The organism is Afifella sp. H1R, assembly GCF_021462425.1.
In the GTDB taxonomy this organism is placed as follows: Bacteria; Pseudomonadota; Alphaproteobacteria; order Rhizobiales; family Afifellaceae; genus Afifella; species Afifella aestuarii.
Genome location: NZ_JAKEDY010000002.1, coordinates 889,744 through 909,452 on the forward strand (window position 1 = coordinate 889,744; position 19,709 = coordinate 909,452).

Below are 19,709 nucleotides of genomic sequence, written 5' to 3' on the forward strand. Positions count from 1 at the left end.
ACCCCCCAAAACGCTGTGCTAAGGGGCCCCCGGCTTGGCATGAGGGGGGCCCCGGCCCCTCCACGGTTGTCTAAACCCACCTGCTTCCGGAGCAACGATCCGGAGCTCTAGCAAGAGATAGGAAACGCGTGGCGGACTCCTCCTCCCCTGTATCTGGCGTGGCTGATCGGTATGCGGCGGCTTTGTTTGAGCTGGCGCTGGAGGAATCGGCTCTCGAACAGGTCGAAGCCGATCTCGATCGCTATTCGCAGATGCTCGACGAGAGTGCCGATTTCCGCAGGCTCGTCGAAAGTCCGGCTTTTTCCTCCGAGGATCAGCTCGGGGCGATGAAAGTGCTGAACGAACGCGCAGGCATTACTGGCCTTGCGGCGAACTTCGTCGGCGTTCTGGCGCAGAACCGGCGGCTTTTTACGCTGCCTGGCGTCATCCGGTCGTTCAAGCGGCGTGCCGCGGAGCATCGCGGCGAGGTGACGGCACAAGTCACTGCGGCGCAGGCCTTGAGCGAGGAGCAAAAAAGCGCCCTGAAAGCGGCGCTGAAAGAGCGCCTCGGCAAGGATGCCAATCTCGATCTCAAGGTCGATCCTGCGATTCTTGGCGGCCTCGTCGTCAAGCTCGGTTCGCAGATGATTGACACCTCGCTCAGGACCAAGCTCAACATGATGAAATCACGTCTTAAAGAGGCCAGCTGATGGATATTCGGGCCGCAGAGATCTCCTCGATCCTGAAGGAGCAGATCAAGAATTTCGGCAAGGAAGCCGAGGTCACCGAGGTTGGCCAGGTCCTGTCCGTCGGTGACGGCATCGCCCGCGTCTACGGCCTCGACAAGGTTCAGGCCGGTGAGATGGTCGAGTTCGACGGCGGCATCCGCGGCATGGCGTTGAACCTCGAAGAAGACAATGTCGGCGTCGTCATCTTCGGCTCTGACCGGGAAATCAAGGAAGGCTCCACCGTCAAGCGGACCGGCGCCATCGTGGAAGTTCCGGTCGGCAAGGGCCTGCTCGGACGCGTCGTCGATGGTCTCGGCAATCCGATCGACGGCAAGGGCCCGATCGATTCGACCGAGAAGCGCCGCGTCGACGTGAAGGCGCCGGGCATCATCCCGCGCAAATCGGTGCACGAGCCGATGTCGACCGGCCTCAAGGCCATCGATGCGCTCATCCCGATCGGCCGTGGCCAACGCGAGCTCATCATCGGCGACCGTCAGACCGGCAAGTCGGCCATCATTCTCGATACGATCCTCAACCAGAAGCCCGCCTGGGATCGCAAGGACGAGGACCGGATCCTTTATTGCATCTACGTCGCCGTCGGTCAGAAGCGTTCGACGGTCGCGCAGTTCGCCAAGACGCTCGAAGAGCGCGGCGCGCTGGAATATTCCATCATCATCGCGGCGACTGCCTCCGATCCTGCTCCGATGCAGTATCTGGCGCCGTTCACCGGCTGCGCGATGGGCGAGTTCTTCCGCGACAACGGCATGCACAGCCTGATCGCCTATGACGATCTCTCCAAGCAGGCCGTGTCTTATCGTCAGATGTCGCTGCTCCTTCGTCGTCCGCCAGGACGCGAGGCCTATCCGGGCGACGTCTTCTATCTGCATTCGCGGCTCCTGGAGCGCGCGGCGAAGATGAACGACGATTACGGCGCAGGTTCCTTGACGGCTCTGCCGGTCATCGAAACGCAGGCGAATGACGTGTCGGCCTATATTCCGACCAACGTCATCTCCATTACCGATGGTCAGATCTTCCTGGAGACGGATCTCTTCTACCAGGGCATCCGTCCGGCGGTGAATGTCGGCCTGTCGGTGTCGCGCGTCGGTTCGTCGGCTCAGATCAAGGCGATGAAGCAGGTTGCCGGTTCGATTAAGGGCGAGCTTGCGCAGTACCGCGAAATGGCGGCGTTCGCGCAGTTCGGCTCCGACCTCGACCGCGCCACGCAGCGTCTTCTCGATCGCGGTGCGCGTCTGACGGAGCTCTTGAAGCAGCCGCAGTTCTCGCCGCTCAAAACCGAGGAGCAGGTCGTCGTCATCTATGCAGGCGTCAACGGCTATCTGGACAAGATCAGGGTTGCGGACGTGCGTCCTTTCGAGGACGGGCTTCTGGTTCTGATGCGCAACGAGCACCAGGATGTGCTCGACCAGATCCGCACCGAGCAGCAGCTTTCGGACGAGCTCCGTGAGAAGCTGACGGCGATCCTCGACAAATTCGCCAAGAATTTCGCGGCGTAAAGCTCTGAGGAGAAGCGGCTCATGGCGAGCCTGAAGGACCTACGCAACCGAATCGCCTCGGTTAAGGCGACGCAGAAGATCACCAAGGCCATGCAGATGGTGGCCGCGGCGAAGCTGCGTAAAGCCCAAGAGGCGGCTGTCGCGGCCCGACCCTATGCGGAGCGCATGGAAAAGGTGCTCGCCAATATTGGGGCCTCGGTCGCCGGCAGCGAGAGCGCGCCGGCGCTCATCGCCGGAACGGGCAAGGACGACGTGCATCTGCTCGTCGTCTTTACCGCCGAGCGCGGCCTCGCCGGCGCTTTCAATGCCTCGATCGTCCGCAAGGCGCGTGTGGATGCGCGCCGGCTCGTGGGCGAGGGCAAGACGGTCAAGCTCTTTCTTGTCGGCAAGAAGGGCAATGACATGATGCGCCGCGAGTTCGACAAGGAAATCGTGGATCGAACGGACTTCCGCGGTGTGCGGCAGTTCGCTTTCAGCGATGCGCTCGGCGTTGCGGACAAGCTTCTCGCTATGTTCGACGCGGGCGCGTTCGACGTCGCGACGATCTATTATTCGCGGTTTGAATCAGTGATCACGCAGGTGCCGGTCGCCCAGCGGGTCATCCCCGTCGATCTCGGTGATGTGGAAGAGGCCGACACCTCGCTGCATTACGAGTACGAGCCGGACGAGGAGACGATCCTCGCCGATCTTCTGCCGCGCAATCTCGCCGTGCAGATCTTCCGGGCTCTTCTGGAGAATGCAGCCTCCGAACAGGGCGCGCGCATGACGGCGATGGACAACGCGACGCGCAATGCCGGCGAAATGATCGACAAGCTGTCCCTGTCGTACAATCGTCAGCGGCAGGCCCAGATCACGACAGAGTTGATCGAAATCATCTCCGGTGCAGAATCGCTTTAACGCGCCGATGAACGGCGAATATAAGAGATCAGTCCTGGGTTCGTGCGAGCGGCGCCCCGGGAGAGGACAAGGATAAAGGCATGGCTGAGACAAACATGGGACGCGTCGCGCAGGTGATGGGCGCCGTGGTGGACGTCGAATTCGACGGCGAGCTGCCGGCGATCCTGAACGCCCTCGAAGTGGACAACCATGGCAACCGTCTGGTTTTGGAAGTGGCGCAGCACCTCGGCGAAAACACGGTGCGCACCATCGCCATGGATCTGACCGAAGGCCTGGCGCGCGGCCAGGAGGTCAAGAACACCGGGCGTGCCATCGCGGTGCCGGTCGGCGACGAGACCCTGGGCCGGATCATGAACGTCATAGGCGAGGCGATCGACCAGGCCGGACCGATCAAGACGGCCGAGACGCGCGGCATCCACCAGGAAGCGCCGTCCTATATGGAGCAGTCGACGGAATCGGAGATTCTCGTCACCGGCATCAAGGTCATCGATCTGCTCGCACCTTACGCTCGTGGCGGTAAGATCGGCCTGTTCGGTGGCGCCGGCGTCGGCAAGACCGTGCTCATTCAGGAGCTGATCAACAACGTCGCCAAGGCGCATGGCGGTTATTCGGTTTTCGCCGGCGTGGGTGAGCGCACCCGCGAAGGCAACGATCTCTATCACGAGATGATCGAATCCGGCGTGAACAAGGATCCGAAGGAGAACAACGGTTCGACCGAAGGATCCAAATGCGCCCTTGTCTACGGCCAGATGAACGAGCCTCCCGGAGCGCGTGCGCGTGTCGGCCTCGCCGGTCTGACGGTCGCCGAATATTTCCGCGACCAGGGACAGGACGTTCTGTTCTTCGTCGACAACATCTTCCGCTTCACGCAGGCGGGCTCGGAAGTGTCGGCGCTTCTTGGTCGTATTCCCTCGGCCGTGGGTTATCAGCCGACGCTCTCCACCGATATGGGTGCCTTGCAGGAGCGCATCACCACGACGACCAAGGGCTCGATCACCTCGGTGCAGGCCATTTACGTGCCGGCCGACGATCTGACCGACCCGGCGCCGGCCACTTCGTTCGCCCACCTCGACGCGACGACGGTGTTGAACCGCGCCATTTCGGAAAAGGGCATCTACCCGGCGGTCGATCCGCTCGATTCCACCTCGCGCATGCTCGATCCGCGCATCGTCGGCGAGGAGCATTACGAGGTCGCCCGTTCGGTGCAGGAGACACTGCAGCGCTACAAGTCGCTGCAGGATATCATCGCCATTCTCGGCATGGATGAGCTCTCCGAAGAGGACAAGCTGACCGTGGCGCGGGCGCGCAAGATCGAGCGCTTCCTGTCGCAGCCGTTCTTCGTGGCCGAAGTGTTCACGAACACACCGGGCAAGCTCGTCGACCTCGCCGACACCATCAAAGGCTTCAAGGGCCTGGTCGCCGGTGATTACGACGATCTGCCGGAAAGCGCCTTCTACATGGTCGGTACGATCGAAGAGGCGCAGGAGAAAGCCCAGCGTCTGGCCGAGGCGGCCTAAAGCGGCTTTCAACCGGGGAGCCTTAAATGGCCGAACCATTTCAATTCGATCTCGTCACGCCTTCTGCCCTCCTCGTTTCCGAGGAGGTGCAGCAGGTGGTCGTGCCGGGGCAGGAAGGCTTCTTCACGATGCTGCGGCAGCACGCGCCGTTGATGACGACGCTGAAGCCCGGCTTCCTGGAAGTCCTGAAGACTGGCGGTGAGACGCAGCGCATCTATGTGCGCGGTGGCTTCGCTGACGCGACGCCCGACAGCCTCACCATCCTCGCCGATTTCGCGGTGCCGGAGACGGAGCTCAATGCCGATATCATCGACGAGCATATCCGTGAGGCCGAGGCGGAGCTGGAGGCGGCCGCCGGCGACATGAGCAAGTATCCGGTGGCGCATAAGCGCGTCTCCGATCTGCATGATGTGCGCCGCTGGATCATCCCGGCCTAGGCGCGGTTACGCGGCGATGCTGCGCCGCCACACGCAACAAGATTGACACGCTCGGGGGAGGCGCGTAACGCTCCGCGTGACCGCCTCTGCCGACGCTTGTATGCATCCGGGCCATTGAGCCCTTTCAACTGGACCTTTCTTAGCGATGGCATTGAAGATATCCGGCAAAAACGTCGATATCGGCGAGGCTCTGCGATCTCGGATCGAAGAGACCGTCGAGGCAGCGGTGAAGAAGTATTTCGACGGTGGCTATGCCGGCCACGTCGTGGTGGCCAAGAACGGCCGCAACTTCCACACAGATTGTTCCGTGCATCTCGATTCCGGTGCCGTCTTCGAGGCGAGCAGCACCAGTGCTGACGCCAATGACGGTTTCGATGCGGCGGCGGAGCGGCTGGAGAAGCGTCTGCGGCGCTACAAGCGGCGCATCAAGGACCACAAAGGCAAGCCGAGCCACAAGCTTGCCGGCGCGGCTGCGAACGCCTTCATCATCGAACCCCCGGATGAAGAGGAAGAGATCGGCGAGGAATACGCGCCCGCGATCGTTGCTGAGACCACGACGGAGATCCGCCGCATGACGGTCAGCTCCGCGGTGTTGCAGCTCGATATGACGGACGCCCCGGTCGTCGTCTTCCGCAACCATTCCCACGGCGGTCTCAACGTCGTTTATCGTCGGCCCGATGGCCATTTCGGCTGGATCGATCCCGTCTTGAACGAGCCTTCCGAGCCGAACAGCGGCGGAAGCTGATCGGGGCGTGGTGCACCCCGGCGATCAATCTTGGTGAATCCTCATGGACCTAAGCGACCTCCTGAAGCCTGAAGCAGTGGTGCCGAACCTCAAGGCCGTCAGCAAGAAGCAGGTCATTCAGGATCTCTGCGCCAAGGCCGCGCGGCTGACGGGTCTGTCGGAACGCGAGTTGTTCGACACGATCCTGCAGCGCGAGCGGCTCGGTTCGACGGGTGTCGGGCAGGGGGTTGCCATTCCGCATGGCAAGCCCCGGCAGATCGACAAGATCACAGGCGTGTTCGCGCGACTGTCGAAGCCGGTCGATTTCGAATCGCTCGATGATCAGCCGGTCGATCTCGTGTTCCTGCTGTTGGCCCCGGAAGGTGCCGGGGCCGACCATTTGAAGGCGTTGGCTCGTATCGCCCGCGTGCTGCGGGACGGTCAGGTGGCAGCGAAACTCCGTGCCACCACCGACCCGGACGCGATCTATTCGCTTCTGGTCGACCGCAGCACGTCGTCCCAAAGTGCCGCCTGAGGGCGCCCCGTTCGGGCATTAGGCCTCGAAGCGTCGGGCAAAGCGTCAGTGGACGCTGAGCGGTTCCAGATCGTTGCTGCGGGCATTGGCGAGGGCCGCGGCGCGCGAATCCGTCAACAGGATTGGCGTTCCATCGGCCGTCAAAAGGGCCCAAAGCTCGAGCCCTGGCGCAAGCTCAGGGGCGGAGGGGAAGAGGCTCGCCACATCATCCGACTTCACCGGTCGGACATAGGCGATTTCGCCGCCTCCGAACTGAGCGAATGCGGCAGTGTCTGCCTTGTGCTGTTCGCAATCCGTCATCTCGTACTCCTTTACGGCCGCCTGTGCGGCCGTGTCCTTCTTTGAAGCGACCTAGCGGCCGGACCCGAAACGGCGTGCCGGACGCAATCGGAATATGGGAACGCGTCGGGCCTCTCACAAGAAGCATGCCGGGATGGGCTGAGGCTGGTGTCGGTATCATCGGCTAAGCCTTTCACCTTGGTGATTGTGAGAAAGTTAATCATCTTGTTGGTCTATTGGGGTGGCTTGCACCCACAGCGGGTGCGGCGAATGGGTCACACTTCTTGAAAGCCTTCCGAGGATAGCTGTCGCCATCATCTTGGATCGTCTAGTTTTCTTCGGCGTGGCGAGCGCGGGGCGAGTTCGGGGTCGAGCGCAAAGTGCATGTCGGGAATACATATTTGAGGTCGTGCCTGCGGCTGGGCCTTCCGTCCCGCTTCGTTCTGAAGCGAGCAGCGCGTGTCGGCCTCATGGCGGGATGCGCGTTTCTTGTCTTTCAGGCTCCCGCGGCACAGGCCTTCGAGCTGTTCGGCTATCATCTTTGGGGTGACAAGGAGCCGGACGAGACGGTTCTCGAGCCGCAAACCTATACACTCACGCTCAACGTCAGCCCGGACGACGATGATATCGGCGATCGGATCGAGAACGCCTCGCAGCTCTATGGGAAGCGCGAGGAGCCGGCGGCTGGCACTGCCGGTTTCGTGTCGCGTGCGCGCGGCGATTATGCCCGCATTCTGACAGCTCTCTATGCGCGTGGCCGTTATGGCGGTGTCATCACCATCACGATCGGCGGACGGCCCGTCGAGCAGATCACGCCGGACGTGACGCTGCCGGCCGATGTCCCGGTGACAGTGACTGTCAATCCAGGCCCGGTCTATCACTTCGCCGCGATCGACATCGTCAATCCGCCAGATTTCAATACGCGCAAGACGCACCGGATCGATACGCCTCAGGAGCTCGGCCTGACCCAGGGCGCGGCGGCGGAATCCGGCGCCATTCTGAAGTCGGAAACGAGCCTGACCAACGCCTGGAAGCAGTTCGGATATCCCAAGGTGAAGGTCGAGCGTGAGATCGTTGCCGATCACGCGACGCGCACCGTCGATGTCCGCCTGGCTGTCGATACCGGACCCTACGCCCGCCTCGGTCACGTGAGCGTCAGCGGCACGGAGCGTATGGATCCCGGCTTCGTCGGCTACATGACCGGCATCAAGGGCGGAGAAGAGTACAACCCGGACCGGATCAACCGGGCGCGCGAGCGCTTGCGTCGGCTCGAGGTGTTCCGCTCGATCACCATTCAGGAGGCCGAGGCCGTCGGGTCCGACGGTTTCCTGCCTCTCTCCGTCCAGGTGGCGGAACGCAAGCGCCGGCTGATCGGCGGAGAGGCGAAATACTCCACCATCGATGGTGCGACGCTCGGCGCCTATTGGGTCCACCGGAATCTCTTCGGTCACGCCGAGCGGCTTCGCATCGAAGGCAGCGTCTCGGGGATCGACGGCGCCGATTACGAGAATTTCGATTACATGCTCGCCACGACCTTCACCCGGCCGGGCATCATCACTCCGGACACCGATCTCGTCACCAATGTCACCGCCAAGCGGGAAGACAACGACACCTACGAAGAGCAGAGCATCTCCGGTCAGGTCGGCCTCACGCACCGCTTTACCGAAGATCTCAGCCTCGATACGGCGGTGAAGCTGGAGCGCTCGCGCATCGAGGATGCGCTCGGCATCAATCATTATCTGATCGCCTCACTGCCGACGAAGCTCGAATACGACAGCCGCGACAACAAGCTCGATCCGGCCGAAGGTATTCACGCGACGCTGTCGGGCGAGCCATTTTACGAGTTCTACGAGGAATATCCGGCGCTGCGGTCTGAAGCGGAGCTCGCGGCCTATTACAGCTTCGACCGCCGCGGCTATTACGTGGTGGCGGCCCGTGCCAAAGCGGGCAACGTCGTCGGCCCATCGATCGACGATCTGCCGGCGAGCCGGCGGTTCCTTGCTGGTGGCGGCGGATCGGTCCGCGGCTACAGCTACGAGACGATCGGCGTCGATCTGCCGAACGGCGAGACCACGGGCGGCAAGTCGCTCCTGGAAGGCTCACTCGAATTTCGTGCGCGCGTCACCGATTCGATCGGCCTCGTGCCTTTCGTCGACATCGGAACCGTCAGTGAGGACGCCATTCCCGATTTCTCCGAAGATCTGAAGATCGGCGTCGGCCTCGGCCTTCGCTACTACACCGGTCTCGGGCCGATCCGGGTCGATGTGGCGATGCCGCTCGATGCCGGCAAGGACGATTCCGATTACGCCATCTATGTCGGCATCGGGCAGGCCTTCTGATGAAGAAACGGACCACCCTTCTTGCTTCTCTGGCCCTTGCGGGCACGATCGGCGCCGTGAGCCTCGGCGTCCCCCTCGCTCTGGCGCAAGAGAACGACAAATCCTGGCTGCAGAATTTTCTGGAGAGCAAGCTCTCCGCTCCTGGGCGGCAGATCTCCATCGGCGCCATCAGTGGAACTCTCTCCTCGAACCCGTCGATCGCCTCGCTCACCGTCTCCGACGATGCCGGTCCCTGGCTGACGCTGCAGGATGTCTCCGTCTCCTGGAACCGGAGCGCACTCCTGCGCGGTCGCCTCGACATCGACAGCCTCAATGCCGCCTCCCTCAATGTTGCCCGTAAGCCCAATCCCGGGCCGGAAACGGCGCCTTCCTCCGATTCCGGCGGTGGGGGGTTTTCTCTGCCGATCGACGTCAAAATCGATGAGATCGCCATCCCGCAGATTCATCTCGGGGCGCCCGTCATCGGACAGGAAGCCGACCTCAGCCTGAAGGGGGCTGCGGCCGTTACCTCAGACGAAACCTCGGCCTCGCTCCAGGTCGAGCGCCAAGACGATCCGGGCGGCAGCTTCAATGCCCGTTTCAGCCTTGTCCCTGGCCAGAACGTTCTCGACATCGAGGCGAGCTTCGATGAGCCGGCCGGCGGTCTCGTCAGCACGGCAGCCGGGATCCCCGGCGCGCCGCCGCTTGCGTTCGCGATCGACGGCGAAGGCCCGCTCAACGATTTCACCGCCCAGATCGCGCTGAGCGCCAAGGGCGAGGAGAAAATCAAAGGTCAGGCTGCCGTTCAACGTCAGGACGCGGCCTACCACATCACGGCCAACCTCTCCGGCTCGCTTTCAGGGATTGCAACCGGCGACAGCGCCCAGCTTCTTTCGGGAGAGAGCCAGCTTGCGGTCGACGTGTTGCGCAGCGACGATGGCCGGATCAGCATCCGTCGCGTCGATCTTCAAAGCCAAAGGGTCAACCTTTCCGCCACCGCTGAACTTGCCGCCGATGGCTTTCCGAGCCGGGGCGAGGTCAACCTCAGCGTCAATGAGGGACAGTCGGCTCCCCTCACGCTGCCGGGTTACAATGGTGAGGCCTCGATCGGCGGGCTCACCCTCACGGCTTCGCTGAGCGGGGATGACGAGAAGAGCTGGCAGGCGGAAATTGCTGCCAGGACCGTCACGCATCCGCAAGGCAATCTCGCGAGCCTCAACCTCCGCGGCTCCGGCCAGGCGCAGTCGCTCGGCGATCCGCAGGGGCGCCAGGCGACCTTCGATGTCCAAGGGCAGGCGGAGGGGATCGAGCCCCGCGACAGCGCTCTTGCGCAGGCCGTCGGGCAGGCGATCAGCCTGAACGCCAAAGGCAGCTGGCAGGCGGGCTCGCCGGTGCGCGTGGAAGAAAGCCGCGTTGTCGCCGGAAACACCGAAGCGAGCTTTACCGGCGCGGCGTCGCTGCGCTCGATCCTCGGCCGCGCCGCTTTATCGACCGCGGATCTTTCTCGCTTCTCCGGCCTCGCCGGGCAGGATCTCGCCGGTGCCGTCGATGTCGACGCCAATGGCAGCGTCGACCTCAAATCGATGGGCTTCGATCTGACCGTCGGCGCGAACGGCCGAGGGCTCGGCGTGGGTATCGCCCCTCTCGATGCCCTTCTCATCGGCCCGGTGCGCCTCGAAGGTGGTGTGGCGCGCAACGAGACCGGCGGCTTCGCCTTCCGCGATCTTCACCTGGATTCCGACGCCCTCGCCCTGACTGCGGACGGCAGCTACGCTGCGGACACCGTCGATCTCGCGCTGCGGGCCGAGATCGACGACCTCGCTCGCGCCACAGATCGCGCGAAGGGGGCGGCACGCCTCGTCGTCGATATTTCCGGCACGCAGGCGGCGCCCCAGATTTCCGCGACGGCGACGGGCGACAACCTCGTCATGATGGACAAGCGGCTCACCGGCGCCAAGGCGAGCTTCAACGGTACAGTTGCAGGCAGCAAGGTCGACGGTGAGTTCTCGCTTGCCGGCAGTCTCGGGGGCGTGCCGATCGACGGGTCGGGGCGCATCGCCTCGCTCGAGGGCGGGGTCCGGCAGCTGCAGGATCTTCTGGTCTCCGCGGGGGCGGCAAAGCTCGCCGGCGATGCTGCGATGCGTGCCGATGGCCTCGTCTCCGGTGATCTCAGCCTCGATGCGCCCAACATCGCCGCGATCGCGCCGCTCTTCCTTATGGAAGCGGAAGGCGCCGTCGATCTCGATATTGCGCTTTCCTCCGACGAGGGTCAGCAGGATGCGCGGGTTTCCGGGACCATCGACAATCTGAAACTGGAGCAGGCCTCGGTCACCTCGGGGCGCATCGACCTGTCGGGCGAAAACCTGCTTCAGGCGCCCGCTCTCCAGGGCATGTTCGATTTTCGCGGCATCCGCGCCGGCGGTTTCGACGTGCGCAGCCTGGAAGGAACCGCTGAGCAGACGGAAGGCAACACGGATTTCCGGGTGACTGCCGACACTGCGGATGGCGGAGGGCGGCTGGCCGGCCAACTTCAGCCAATCGACAAGGGTTTTTCCGTCAATCTCGAGACTCTCTCCTTCTCGCATCAGGGCGTGGCCGCCGAACTGCAACGTCCGTCGCGCATCGTCCTCGAAAACGGTACGGTCGGCATCGACGATCTGGCGCTTGCTGCGGGCGGCGGCCAATTGACCGTCAATGGCTCGGCCGGCAACGAGCTCGATCTCCAGGTCGTGCTCGATGCGGTCAATGCGGCGGTCGTCAACGCTTTTGCGCCCGATCTCGATCTCGCCGGCACCATCTCCGGTCAGGCGAAGGTCAAGGGAACGTCGGCTCGCCCGGAACCCGCCTTCGACGTCACCTGGCGCGGCGCGACGGCCGCCCCGGTTCGGCAGGCCAATGCCGGCCCGTTCGATATTTCTGCGAAGGGAAATTACGTCGACGGCTCCGTCGATATCGATGCTGCGATCAATGGCCGGCGTGGTGAGCGCCTGGAGGTGAACGGTACCGTGCCTGTCTCCGGCGCGGGCCGTATGGACGTGAACGCCCGTATCGTCAGTCTGCCGGCTGCGGCGATCAATGCCATCCGCCCCGATCTCGGCGCCGAAGGGAATATCACGGGCACGGCCAGCGCCCGGGGTACGCTTCAAGCACCTGCGGCGCGCTTCGATCTCACCTGGCAGAACGCCTCACTCCAGCAGACGCGCTCCATCGGTCTCGGCGCTTTGACGCTTTCCGCCACCGGCGCCTACGACAACGGCGCTGTCCGCTTGCAGAACAGCCGCATCACGGGCAGCGGCGTCGAACTCGCGATCAACGGCAGCGTCGCGGTGACAGGCAGCCAGAGCCTCGATCTCCGGGTCAACGGAACCGCGCCGCTTGAACTCGCCAATACATTCCTGGCAAGCCGCGATGCGGCGCTCAGCGGACGCGCGCAAATCGATGTCGGCGTGCGCGGCGCGCTCACCTCGCCGCAGATCTCGGGCAGCGCGACGACAAGCGGAGCCACTTTCGCCGATCCGGAAACCGGGACGGTTCTGCGCAACATCCAACTGCGCGCGAATTTCACCGGCGACCGCGTCGTCGTCGAAAGCCTCAACGCCCAGTACGCGCCCTCCGGCACGCTTTCGGGCTCGGGCTCCGTCGGCCTTTCCGGCGGCTACCCGCTCGATCTGACCTTGGCTGTGCGCAATGGGCGCTATTCCGATGGCGATCTCGCGACGGCGCGCTTCGATGCCGATCTTTCGATCCGTGGGGCGGCGCTCTCAGGGCCGACGATCGGTGGCGAAGTGCGGCTTCAGCGCGTCGATATCACGGTTCCCGAAAGCCTGCCGGGCGGGGCGCTCGCCCTCGATGTGGAGCATCTCCATGCGACGGCGGCGATCCTGCGGACGGTGCATCAGGCGATGCCGCGTTCGCGTCCGGCCGATGGGGCCGACACCGGCGGTGGCGTCAATCTCGACCTCCTCATCAACGCTCCAAACCGCATCTTCGTGCGTGGCCGCGGCCTCGATGCCGAGCTCGGCGGTCGTGTGACGTTGCGCGGCTCGACGTCCAATATCGTCGCCACCGGCGGCTTTGAACTCATCCGCGGGCGTCTCGACATCCTGACGAAGCGCATCACCATCGACAGCGGCGAGGTCAATTTCATTGGCGATCTCGATCCCTATCTCGATTTCTCCGCCACGACCGACAGCGGCGATATCACGGTGACGATCTTGATTTCCGGGCGCGCCTCCGATCCGGCGGTAACCTTCTCGTCCGTGCCACAGCTGCCCCAGGATGAAGTCCTGGCTCAGCTTCTCTTTGGCCATTCGCTCGCCGATCTGTCGCCTTTCCAGATTGCCCGCCTGGCGGCCGCCGCCGCAGAGCTCGGCGGTCTGACCGAAGGCCCGGGCCTGTTCGGTCGGCTGCGTGAGGCGACGGGGCTCGACGATCTCGACATCGTCACCGACAGCGAGGGCAACACCGCCGTCCAGGCCGGGCGCTACATCAGCGACAACATCTATCTCGGCGTGCAGAGCGGCACCGGGGCCGATTCGACCAAGGTGACGATCAATCTCGATGTCACCAAGGGCGTGAAGGTGCGCGGCGAGCTCGGGGCGGAGGGCGATTCCGCTCTCGGTATCGCGCTCGAACACGAATATTGAGGAAGCCCGCACAGGCTTCCTCTGCATTGCCTCGCGTTAGAACCAGTTTCTTTGTTTTCCTGATTTCTCGCTCAGACGTTGCTTTGAGAGATGCAATTTGCGTGGTCCTATAGAACGACGTTTCGTTCTAAGGGCATCCCATGGTCGTCTCCCGGTCCGAAAAGCTGCATGTCTTCCCGGCCTTCCACAAGGTGGCAGGGAGATGTGTCCTGGTCGTTGGCGGCGGCGACGAGGCGGCCGCCAAGGTCCGACTTCTCGGGGAGAGCCTCGCGGAGATCTCCGTCGTTGCAGCCGAGCTATCGCCGGCGCTGAAGGAGGCCATCGTCTCGACGGGCGCCCTCCATCTTCCCCGCGACTTTGAGGCGTCCGATGTCGAGGGCGCCGTTCTCGTCTTTGCCGCCTCGGGCGAAGAGGCGGAGGATCGCCGGGTCGTCGCGGCGGCTCGTGCGCGGGGCATTCCTGCGAACGCCGTCGACCGGCCCGAACTCTGCGATTTCTATACGCCAGCTCTCGTCAACCGGGCGCCTCTCGCCGTTGCCATCACCACCACGGGCGCAGCGCCGGTGGCGGCGCGGCGGCTGCGGGCGCGTCTCGAGGCGATGCTGCCGCGCGATTACGGTCGCTTCATCGCCTTTGCCGATTCCCTGCGGGGACGGGTGCGTTCGCGGCTGTCCGACGGGGTGGCGCGCCGACGCTTCTGGGCTGGTTTCTTCGACAGCGCGGCGCTCTCTCTATTTTCGGCGGGCGACCGGGACGGCGCGGTCCGCGAAGCCGAGCGCTTGATCGATCATGCGGCTGTGCCCGCCCGTGGCTTCGTCTCGCTCGTCGGTGCCGGGCCAGGTGCGGAAGATCTTCTCACGCTGCGGGCGCAACGTGTGTTGCAGGAAGCGGATATCATTTTCCACGATGCGCTGGTGCCGGAGGCTGTGATCGCTCAGGGCCGCCGCGATGCGGAGCGCGTGAATGTCGGAAAGCGGAAGGGCTGCCACGCGAAATCGCAGGAAGAGATCAATCGCCTGCTGATCGCTGCCGCGCGCGAGGGGCGTCGTGTGGTGCGGCTCAAGGCTGGCGATCCGATGGTCTTCGGTCGCGCGGGCGAAGAACTCGCGGCGCTCCGCGCTGCGGGTATCGCCCACGACGTGGTCCCCGGGGTGACGGCGGGGCTTGCGGCAGCGGCGGATCTCGAGCTGCCGCTGACGCTCCGGGGCACCGCGTCGTCTCTCGTCTTCACCACAGGTCACGACATGTATGGCGAGGCATTGCCGGATTGGGCGCGACTTGCGGCCGGCGGAATGACGCTTGCGATCTATATGGGCAGAAGCGTCGCCGCCGATATCGCAGCGCGGCTGGCCGATGCCGGCCTCAGCGAAGATACACCCGTTGCCGTCGTTGAAAATGCGAGCCGGCCCGACAAGCGCATGCTGGTCGGCACGCTCAATGATCTGCCGGCCCTTGCGGACCGCGAGGATCTCTCCGGCCCAAGTCTCGTCGTCGTCGGCGAGGCTGTTGCGGCCGCCCGACTCGATCGGGCCGAACCCCTCCACGTTTCAGAAAGGCTCGCAGCATGAGCGGCAAGCGCCAGGACCTTCAGGTCGTCACCGCCAACCGGCTCGAAGACGGGGCCGTCGTCTGGCTCGGTGCCGGAGGCCATTGGTTTGAAGATATCAACGCGGCCAAAGTCTTTGCGCCGGAGAAGGTTGCGGAAGGCCTTGCGGACGCGGATGCGGCAGTCTCACGCCAGGAGATCGTCGGTCCGGACGCCATCGCCGTCACGCAGGCGGAGGGCGAGATCGTGCCGGTGAGGTTGCGCGAGCGCATCCGGGCGCAGGGCCCGAGCATCCGGCCCGACGTCGGCCGCCTCGACGTCGACCGCCCGACAAAGCTTTTCGAAGACGCGGCCTAAACCGCTCTCTCCTTTTTTTCAGCGAACGGAAGTCTCATGTATCGCTACGATGAATTCGATCACCGCTTCGTGCAGGAGCGGATCCGGCAATTCCGCGGGCAGGTGGAGCGGCGGCTGTCCGGAGAGCTTTCGGAAGACGAGTTCAAGCCGCTCAGGCTGATGAACGGCGTCTATCTGCAGCTCCACGCCTATATGCTGCGTATCTCCATTCCCTACGGCACCCTTTCGGCGCGGCAGATGCACATGCTGGCCCATATCGCGCGCACGTATGATCGCGGCTACGGGCACTTCACCACGCGCCAGAACCTCCAGTTCAACTGGCCGCGGCTCGTCGATATCCCTGCGATCCTCGACGACCTCGCGAGCGTGGAGATGCATGCCATCCAAAGCTCGGGCAATTGCATCCGCAACGTGACGGCCGATCATTTTGCCGGTGCGGCCGGCGACGAGATCGCCGATCCGCGGCCCTATGCCGAAATCCTCCGGCAGTGGTCGTCGATCCACCCGGAGTTTTCCTTCCTGCCACGGAAGTTCAAGATCGCCCTCATCGGGTCGGAGCGGGACCGCGCCGCTATCCAGACGCACGATATCGGCCTCCAGCTGAAGCGAGACCAATCGGGCGCCCTCGGCTTCGCCGTCTATGTCGGCGGCGGCCAGGGGCGCACGCCGATGATCGCCAAGAAGGTGCGCGACTTCCTGCCTGAGGCCGACCTTCTCGCCTATGTGACGGCGATCCTGCGCGTCTACAATCTGCACGGGCGACGCGACAACAAATACAAGGCGCGCATCAAGATCCTCGTTCACGAGACGGGAACGGAGGAACTGAAGGGGGAGATCGAGCGCGAATTCACCGAGCTTCAGGGCCGCGACCTGACGCTTCCGGCCGAGGATACTCGTAAGATTGACGCGTATTTTGCGCTTCCCACGCTCGAGCCACGTCCGGCGCGTTCGGAGGCTTTTGAGCGGGCGCGCGCAGGAGATCGTGCTTTTGCAGCTTGGGTCGACCGCAATGTCGAAGCCCACAAACTGCCGGGCCATGCCATCCTGACGATCTCGCTGAAATCGATCGGAGCGGTGCCGGGCGATGCTTCCGCCGACCAGATGGATGCGATCGCCGATCTCGCCGAACGTTACGGCCACAGCGAAATCCGTGTCAGCCACGAGCAGAATCTCGTCCTGCCGTATGTCGCGCTCGACGATCTCAAAGCGGTCTACGATCAACTTGTCGCGATCGGCCTCGCGGAGGGCAATGCCGGGCTGATCACCGACATCATCGCCTGCCCGGGGCTCGATTACTGCGCGCTCGCCAATGCACGCTCCATTCCGGTCGCTCAGAACCTCTCCAAACGTTTCGGAGATCCAAATAGACAGCGGCAAATCGGGGAATTGAAGATCAAGATTTCGGGCTGCATCAACGCCTGCGGCCACCATCATGTCGGCCATATCGGCATTTTGGGGGTGGAGAAGAAGGGCCAGGAATTCTACCAGATCACGCTCGGGGGGTCGGGCGATGAGACCACCACCATCGGCGAGATCGTTGGCCGGGGCTTCTCGTCCGAGGAGGTAGTTGATGCAGTTGAAACCCTGGTCGATCGGTATCTCGATCTTCGGCTGGATGAGACAGAGAGTTTTCTCTCCGCTTACCGGCGGCTGGGGCAGGAACCCTTCAAGGAGGCGCTCTATGCGACCGTTTGAGCCTGCAACAGGATCAGCGGGGCCGCGCCGTGCGTGCGATGGCGATGTCGCCGCGCGTGCCGCCGACCTTGAGGCGCGCTACGGCGATGCGACACCACAGGAGATCCTGCGCATCGCACTCGACGAGTTCGATCTCGACGATATCGCGGCTGTGACGAGCTTCGGCGCCGAATCGGCCGTCTGGCTGCACATGCTGTCGGAGATCGAGCCATCGACGCCGGTGCTTTTCATCGACACCGGCAAGCATTTCCCGGCCACGCACCGCTATCGCGAGACGCTGACGGAGACACTCGGTCTCAAGGATGTGCGGCTGATCAAGCCCGACCCGGAGGATCTCAAACGCGAAGATCCGGTGGGGATGCTGTTTTCGCAGGATGCCGATCGCTGCTGCCATCTGCGCAAGACCTTGCCGCTCGCCGGTGCTCTTCAGCCCTTTTCGGCCTGGATGAACGGCCGCAAGCGCCACCAGAGCGCCACCCGGGCGCGCATGCCGGCCTTCGAGGTCGACGGGCCCAGGCTCAAGGTCAATCCGCTTGCCGGCTGGGGCCCTCAAGATATCCGCGCCTATTTCGAGCGTTTCGACCTGCCGCGCCATCCGCTGGTGGCGGAAGGCTATCCGTCGATCGGCTGCATGCCGTGCACGTCGCGCATCAAGCCGGGCGAGGATGAGCGGGCAGGGCGCTGGCGCGGGCGCGACAAGACCGAATGCGGCATCCATCTCGCTCCGTGATGCGAGCCGGTCGTCGACCGGAGCGATCTCAAGAAATGGCCCTCAGGACATGACCATGAGTGATGAGACGCGCCTTTGGCGCAAGGGCGGCTTTGCCGCCGATGAATGGCGCCTCCTCCAGGCTGATGAGGCCGTCGTGGCGGAAGACAAAGTCATTCTGCCCGCCGCCCGCCTGGACGAGGTGGTGGCGGAGGCGCGCCTCACTCCGATGGGCGCGCTTCTGAGCGCCGGTGAACCGGTCGATCTCCTCGTGCCGCATCTGGCAGGCCTTGAGCTCGTGGCGCTCGATTTCCCGGCCTTCACCGATGGACGCTCGTTTTCGAAGGCCGAGATCTTGCGCTCCCGTCATGGATTCTCCGGGGAGGTCCGCGCCGTCGGCGACGTCCTCATCGATCAGATCCCGCTGATGCTGCGCTGTGGATTCGACAGTTTTCTGGTGCGCAACAAGCCAACGATTGCCGCCCTCGAGCGCGGAGCGCTGCCTGGCGTCGATCTCTTCTACCAGCCCGGTCAGGGCGCGGAGGCGGCCGTAGCCGGGCGTTCCTGGGCGCGGCGCCCGGCGATCCGCGAAGCCTCGTTGCGCTGAGCCAACGCTCAGGTCTTGCGCTTGCGGAGCCGCGAGATGAGGCCGAAGGCGGCGTTTGAGGTGATGAGCACGATCAAGATCCGGGCGATGTGATGCGTCGCCACAAAGGCGACTTCCACCTGCAGCGAGAGGGCGACGAGGCTCATCTCCGTCAAGCCACCGGGCGAATAAGCGAGCATCAAGGCGAGCGCGTCGAAACGCGTAAAGTGTCCGATCGTGTAGGCAAAGCCGTAGGTCACGGTGAGCAGGATGACGGTCGAGCCCAGTGACAGAAGCATCACCTTCAGCACTGTTGCCGCCGGCGTCGAGCGGAAGCGGCAGCCGATGACCGTGCCGAGAACGAGCTGTGCGGCGATCACCAGCCCATAGGGCGGGACGAAATGCGTGACGCCGGAGAGATGAATGGCGGCGCTGACCGTCATCGGTCCGATCATCTCGGGCGAGGGAAAGCGAAACAGGCGCCCGATGATGACGCCCAAGACGGCCGAGACGAGGAACCAGAAGGCTCCCTCGATGAAGGGTGTCCCGGCTCCGGCGCTGCCCGTCCCGCTCGTGATCGTCTCGCCGGAAAGCCATTCGACCAGGAACGGCAGCGTCATGACGACGAGAAGGATGCGCGCGGCATGGACGAGCGCGATCATGCCGCCGTCACCGCCGCGCTCTTCTCCGAGCACCGTCATGACGACGAGACCTCCCGGCATGCCGGAGAAATAGGCCGTCACCCAGTCGAAGCCTGCCACCACACGAAAATAGGTGATGCACAAGACCGCAGAGACGGCGACGAACAGGACGAGTCCGAGAAGTGTCGGGATCCAGTCGGCCAGATGTCCCATCAAATCCGGCCGGAAACCAGATCCCAGCAGAACGCCGATGATGATGATCATCGGGGGGCGCACGATGGAGGGTGCTGCGATCGGCGCCTTCAAAAGCGCACCGATGGTGCAGAAGGTCATCGGCCCGAGCATCCAGGCGAGAGGCAGGCTGAAATAGTAAAACAGCGAGCCCCCCGCGCCACCGAGAGCGAGCGCGGTGATGAATTTGCGATAGGGGAAGCGCTCGCGCTTGAACGGCCCAAGGCTGGAGGCGAGAGCGCGGCGGTATCGGGGAGACGCTGGTTGCGCCGGAGAGGGGCCGAGGGAGTCGGGGGCGGGCTTGTCAGACAATCCTTTGGTATTCCACAACGATTTCAGGAAGCTCTGGGAACGGCGCCAAATGAGGAGC

16 protein-coding genes are annotated in these 19,709 nt (G+C 63.9%); 14 read left to right on the forward strand and 2 right to left on the reverse strand.

Features of this window, described 5'->3' with window-relative positions; all coding sequences use genetic code 11:
• The first annotated feature begins 128 nt into the window (after positions 1–128).
• From L0F51_RS15700 to ptsN, 7 genes are all read left to right on the forward strand, one after another.
• Entirely contained in the window at positions 129–689 is a 561-nt protein-coding gene (locus L0F51_RS15700; protein WP_128290522.1) for a F0F1 ATP synthase subunit delta, read from the forward strand.
• Positions 689–2,221 carry a F0F1 ATP synthase subunit alpha gene (atpA, locus tag L0F51_RS15705; RefSeq protein ID WP_234630098.1) on the forward strand — a complete coding sequence of 511 codons (1,533 nt, stop codon included), beginning with the start codon at positions 689–691 and terminating at the stop codon, positions 2,219–2,221. Before L0F51_RS15700 ends, atpA begins: the two co-directional genes overlap by 1 nt.
• A 21-nt stretch (positions 2,222–2,242) precedes the next feature.
• Positions 2,243–3,118, forward strand: coding sequence for a F0F1 ATP synthase subunit gamma (locus L0F51_RS15710; RefSeq protein WP_234630099.1), 876 nt, complete (start codon positions 2,243–2,245; stop codon positions 3,116–3,118).
• Between the two features lie 80 nt (positions 3,119–3,198).
• On the forward strand, positions 3,199–4,635 hold the full coding sequence (gene atpD, locus L0F51_RS15715) for a F0F1 ATP synthase subunit beta (protein ID WP_234630100.1): 1,437 nt from the start codon (positions 3,199–3,201) through the stop codon (positions 4,633–4,635).
• Between the two features lie 26 nt (positions 4,636–4,661).
• The gene (locus L0F51_RS15720; protein ID WP_234630101.1) at positions 4,662–5,072 is read left to right on the forward strand and encodes a F0F1 ATP synthase subunit epsilon; all 411 of its coding nucleotides are present in this window, start codon (positions 4,662–4,664) and stop codon (positions 5,070–5,072) included.
• Between the two features lie 145 nt (positions 5,073–5,217).
• On the forward strand, positions 5,218–5,817 hold the full coding sequence (gene hpf / locus L0F51_RS15725; protein ID WP_234630102.1) for a ribosome hibernation-promoting factor, HPF/YfiA family: 600 nt from the start codon (positions 5,218–5,220) through the stop codon (positions 5,815–5,817).
• 43 nt (positions 5,818–5,860) lie between these two features.
• Positions 5,861–6,331: a PTS IIA-like nitrogen regulatory protein PtsN gene (gene ptsN / locus L0F51_RS15730; RefSeq protein ID WP_092812938.1), complete on the forward strand. Its 471-nt coding sequence runs from the start codon at positions 5,861–5,863 to the stop codon at positions 6,329–6,331.
• A gap of 45 nt (positions 6,332–6,376) precedes the next feature.
• Here ptsN and L0F51_RS15735 read toward each other — a convergent pair whose 3' ends face one another.
• The gene (locus L0F51_RS15735; protein WP_092812941.1) at positions 6,377–6,631 is read right to left on the reverse strand and encodes a DUF1150 domain-containing protein; all 255 of its coding nucleotides are present in this window, start codon (positions 6,629–6,631) and stop codon (positions 6,377–6,379) included.
• 449 nt (positions 6,632–7,080) lie between these two features.
• Between L0F51_RS15735 and L0F51_RS15740 the strand changes: the two genes are divergently transcribed.
• The 7 genes from L0F51_RS15740 (at position 7,081) to L0F51_RS15770 (ending at position 18,488) form a co-directional block, all read left to right on the forward strand.
• Positions 7,081–8,949: an autotransporter assembly complex family protein gene (locus L0F51_RS15740; RefSeq protein ID WP_234630103.1), complete on the forward strand. Its 1,869-nt coding sequence runs from the start codon at positions 7,081–7,083 to the stop codon at positions 8,947–8,949.
• On the forward strand, positions 8,949–13,574 hold the full coding sequence (locus tag L0F51_RS15745; RefSeq protein ID WP_234630104.1) for a translocation/assembly module TamB domain-containing protein: 4,626 nt from the start codon (positions 8,949–8,951) through the stop codon (positions 13,572–13,574). The genes L0F51_RS15740 and L0F51_RS15745 overlap by 1 nt, the downstream gene beginning before the upstream one ends.
• A gap of 140 nt (positions 13,575–13,714) precedes the next feature.
• Positions 13,715–15,142: a siroheme synthase CysG gene (cysG, locus tag L0F51_RS15750; RefSeq protein ID WP_234630105.1), complete on the forward strand. Its 1,428-nt coding sequence runs from the start codon at positions 13,715–13,717 to the stop codon at positions 15,140–15,142.
• The gene (locus L0F51_RS15755; protein ID WP_234630106.1) at positions 15,139–15,477 is read left to right on the forward strand and encodes a DUF2849 domain-containing protein; all 339 of its coding nucleotides are present in this window, start codon (positions 15,139–15,141) and stop codon (positions 15,475–15,477) included. Before cysG ends, L0F51_RS15755 begins: the two co-directional genes overlap by 4 nt.
• 36 nt (positions 15,478–15,513) lie before the next feature.
• The gene (locus L0F51_RS15760; RefSeq protein ID WP_234630107.1) at positions 15,514–17,172 is read left to right on the forward strand and encodes a nitrite/sulfite reductase; all 1,659 of its coding nucleotides are present in this window, start codon (positions 15,514–15,516) and stop codon (positions 17,170–17,172) included.
• A complete protein-coding gene (locus L0F51_RS15765) occupies positions 17,159–17,902 on the forward strand; it encodes a phosphoadenylyl-sulfate reductase (RefSeq protein ID WP_234630108.1) in 744 nt (247 codons plus the stop codon). Before L0F51_RS15760 ends, L0F51_RS15765 begins: the two co-directional genes overlap by 14 nt.
• 55 nt (positions 17,903–17,957) lie before the next feature.
• Complete coding sequence (locus tag L0F51_RS15770; RefSeq protein WP_234630109.1) at positions 17,958–18,488, forward strand: DUF934 domain-containing protein; 531 nt, start codon at positions 17,958–17,960, stop codon at positions 18,486–18,488.
• Between the two features lie 8 nt (positions 18,489–18,496).
• Here the strand turns inward: L0F51_RS15770 and L0F51_RS15775 are convergent, their stop codons facing one another.
• Positions 18,497–19,651 carry an AbrB family transcriptional regulator gene (locus L0F51_RS15775; protein ID WP_234630110.1) on the reverse strand — a complete coding sequence of 385 codons (1,155 nt, stop codon included), beginning with the start codon at positions 19,649–19,651 and terminating at the stop codon, positions 18,497–18,499.
• Positions 19,652–19,709: the final 58 nt, after the last annotated feature.

Bases quoted from the DNA above. Each gene is read 5' to 3' on its own strand.
- atpA (WP_234630098.1), top strand. From the start codon at position 689: ATGGATATTCGGGCCGCAGAGATCTCCTCGATCCTGAAGGAGCAGATC.
- L0F51_RS15710 (WP_234630099.1), top strand. From the start codon at position 2,243: ATGGCGAGCCTGAAGGACCTACGCAACCGAATCGCCTCGGTTAAGGCG.
- atpD (WP_234630100.1), top strand. From the start codon at position 3,199: ATGGCTGAGACAAACATGGGACGCGTCGCGCAGGTGATGGGCGCCGTG.
- L0F51_RS15720 (WP_234630101.1), top strand. From the start codon at position 4,662: ATGGCCGAACCATTTCAATTCGATCTCGTCACGCCTTCTGCCCTCCTC.
- hpf (WP_234630102.1), top strand. From the start codon at position 5,218: ATGGCATTGAAGATATCCGGCAAAAACGTCGATATCGGCGAGGCTCTG.
- ptsN (WP_092812938.1), top strand. From the start codon at position 5,861: ATGGACCTAAGCGACCTCCTGAAGCCTGAAGCAGTGGTGCCGAACCTC.
- L0F51_RS15735 (WP_092812941.1), bottom strand. From the start codon at position 6,631: ATGACGGATTGCGAACAGCACAAGGCAGACACTGCCGCATTCGCTCAG.
- L0F51_RS15740 (WP_234630103.1), top strand. From the start codon at position 7,081: ATGGCGGGATGCGCGTTTCTTGTCTTTCAGGCTCCCGCGGCACAGGCC.
- L0F51_RS15745 (WP_234630104.1), top strand. From the start codon at position 8,949: ATGAAGAAACGGACCACCCTTCTTGCTTCTCTGGCCCTTGCGGGCACG.
- cysG (WP_234630105.1), top strand. From the start codon at position 13,715: ATGGTCGTCTCCCGGTCCGAAAAGCTGCATGTCTTCCCGGCCTTCCAC.
- L0F51_RS15755 (WP_234630106.1), top strand. From the start codon at position 15,139: ATGAGCGGCAAGCGCCAGGACCTTCAGGTCGTCACCGCCAACCGGCTC.
- L0F51_RS15760 (WP_234630107.1), top strand. From the start codon at position 15,514: ATGTATCGCTACGATGAATTCGATCACCGCTTCGTGCAGGAGCGGATC.
- L0F51_RS15765 (WP_234630108.1), top strand. From the start codon at position 17,159: ATGCGACCGTTTGAGCCTGCAACAGGATCAGCGGGGCCGCGCCGTGCG.
- L0F51_RS15770 (WP_234630109.1), top strand. From the start codon at position 17,958: ATGAGTGATGAGACGCGCCTTTGGCGCAAGGGCGGCTTTGCCGCCGAT.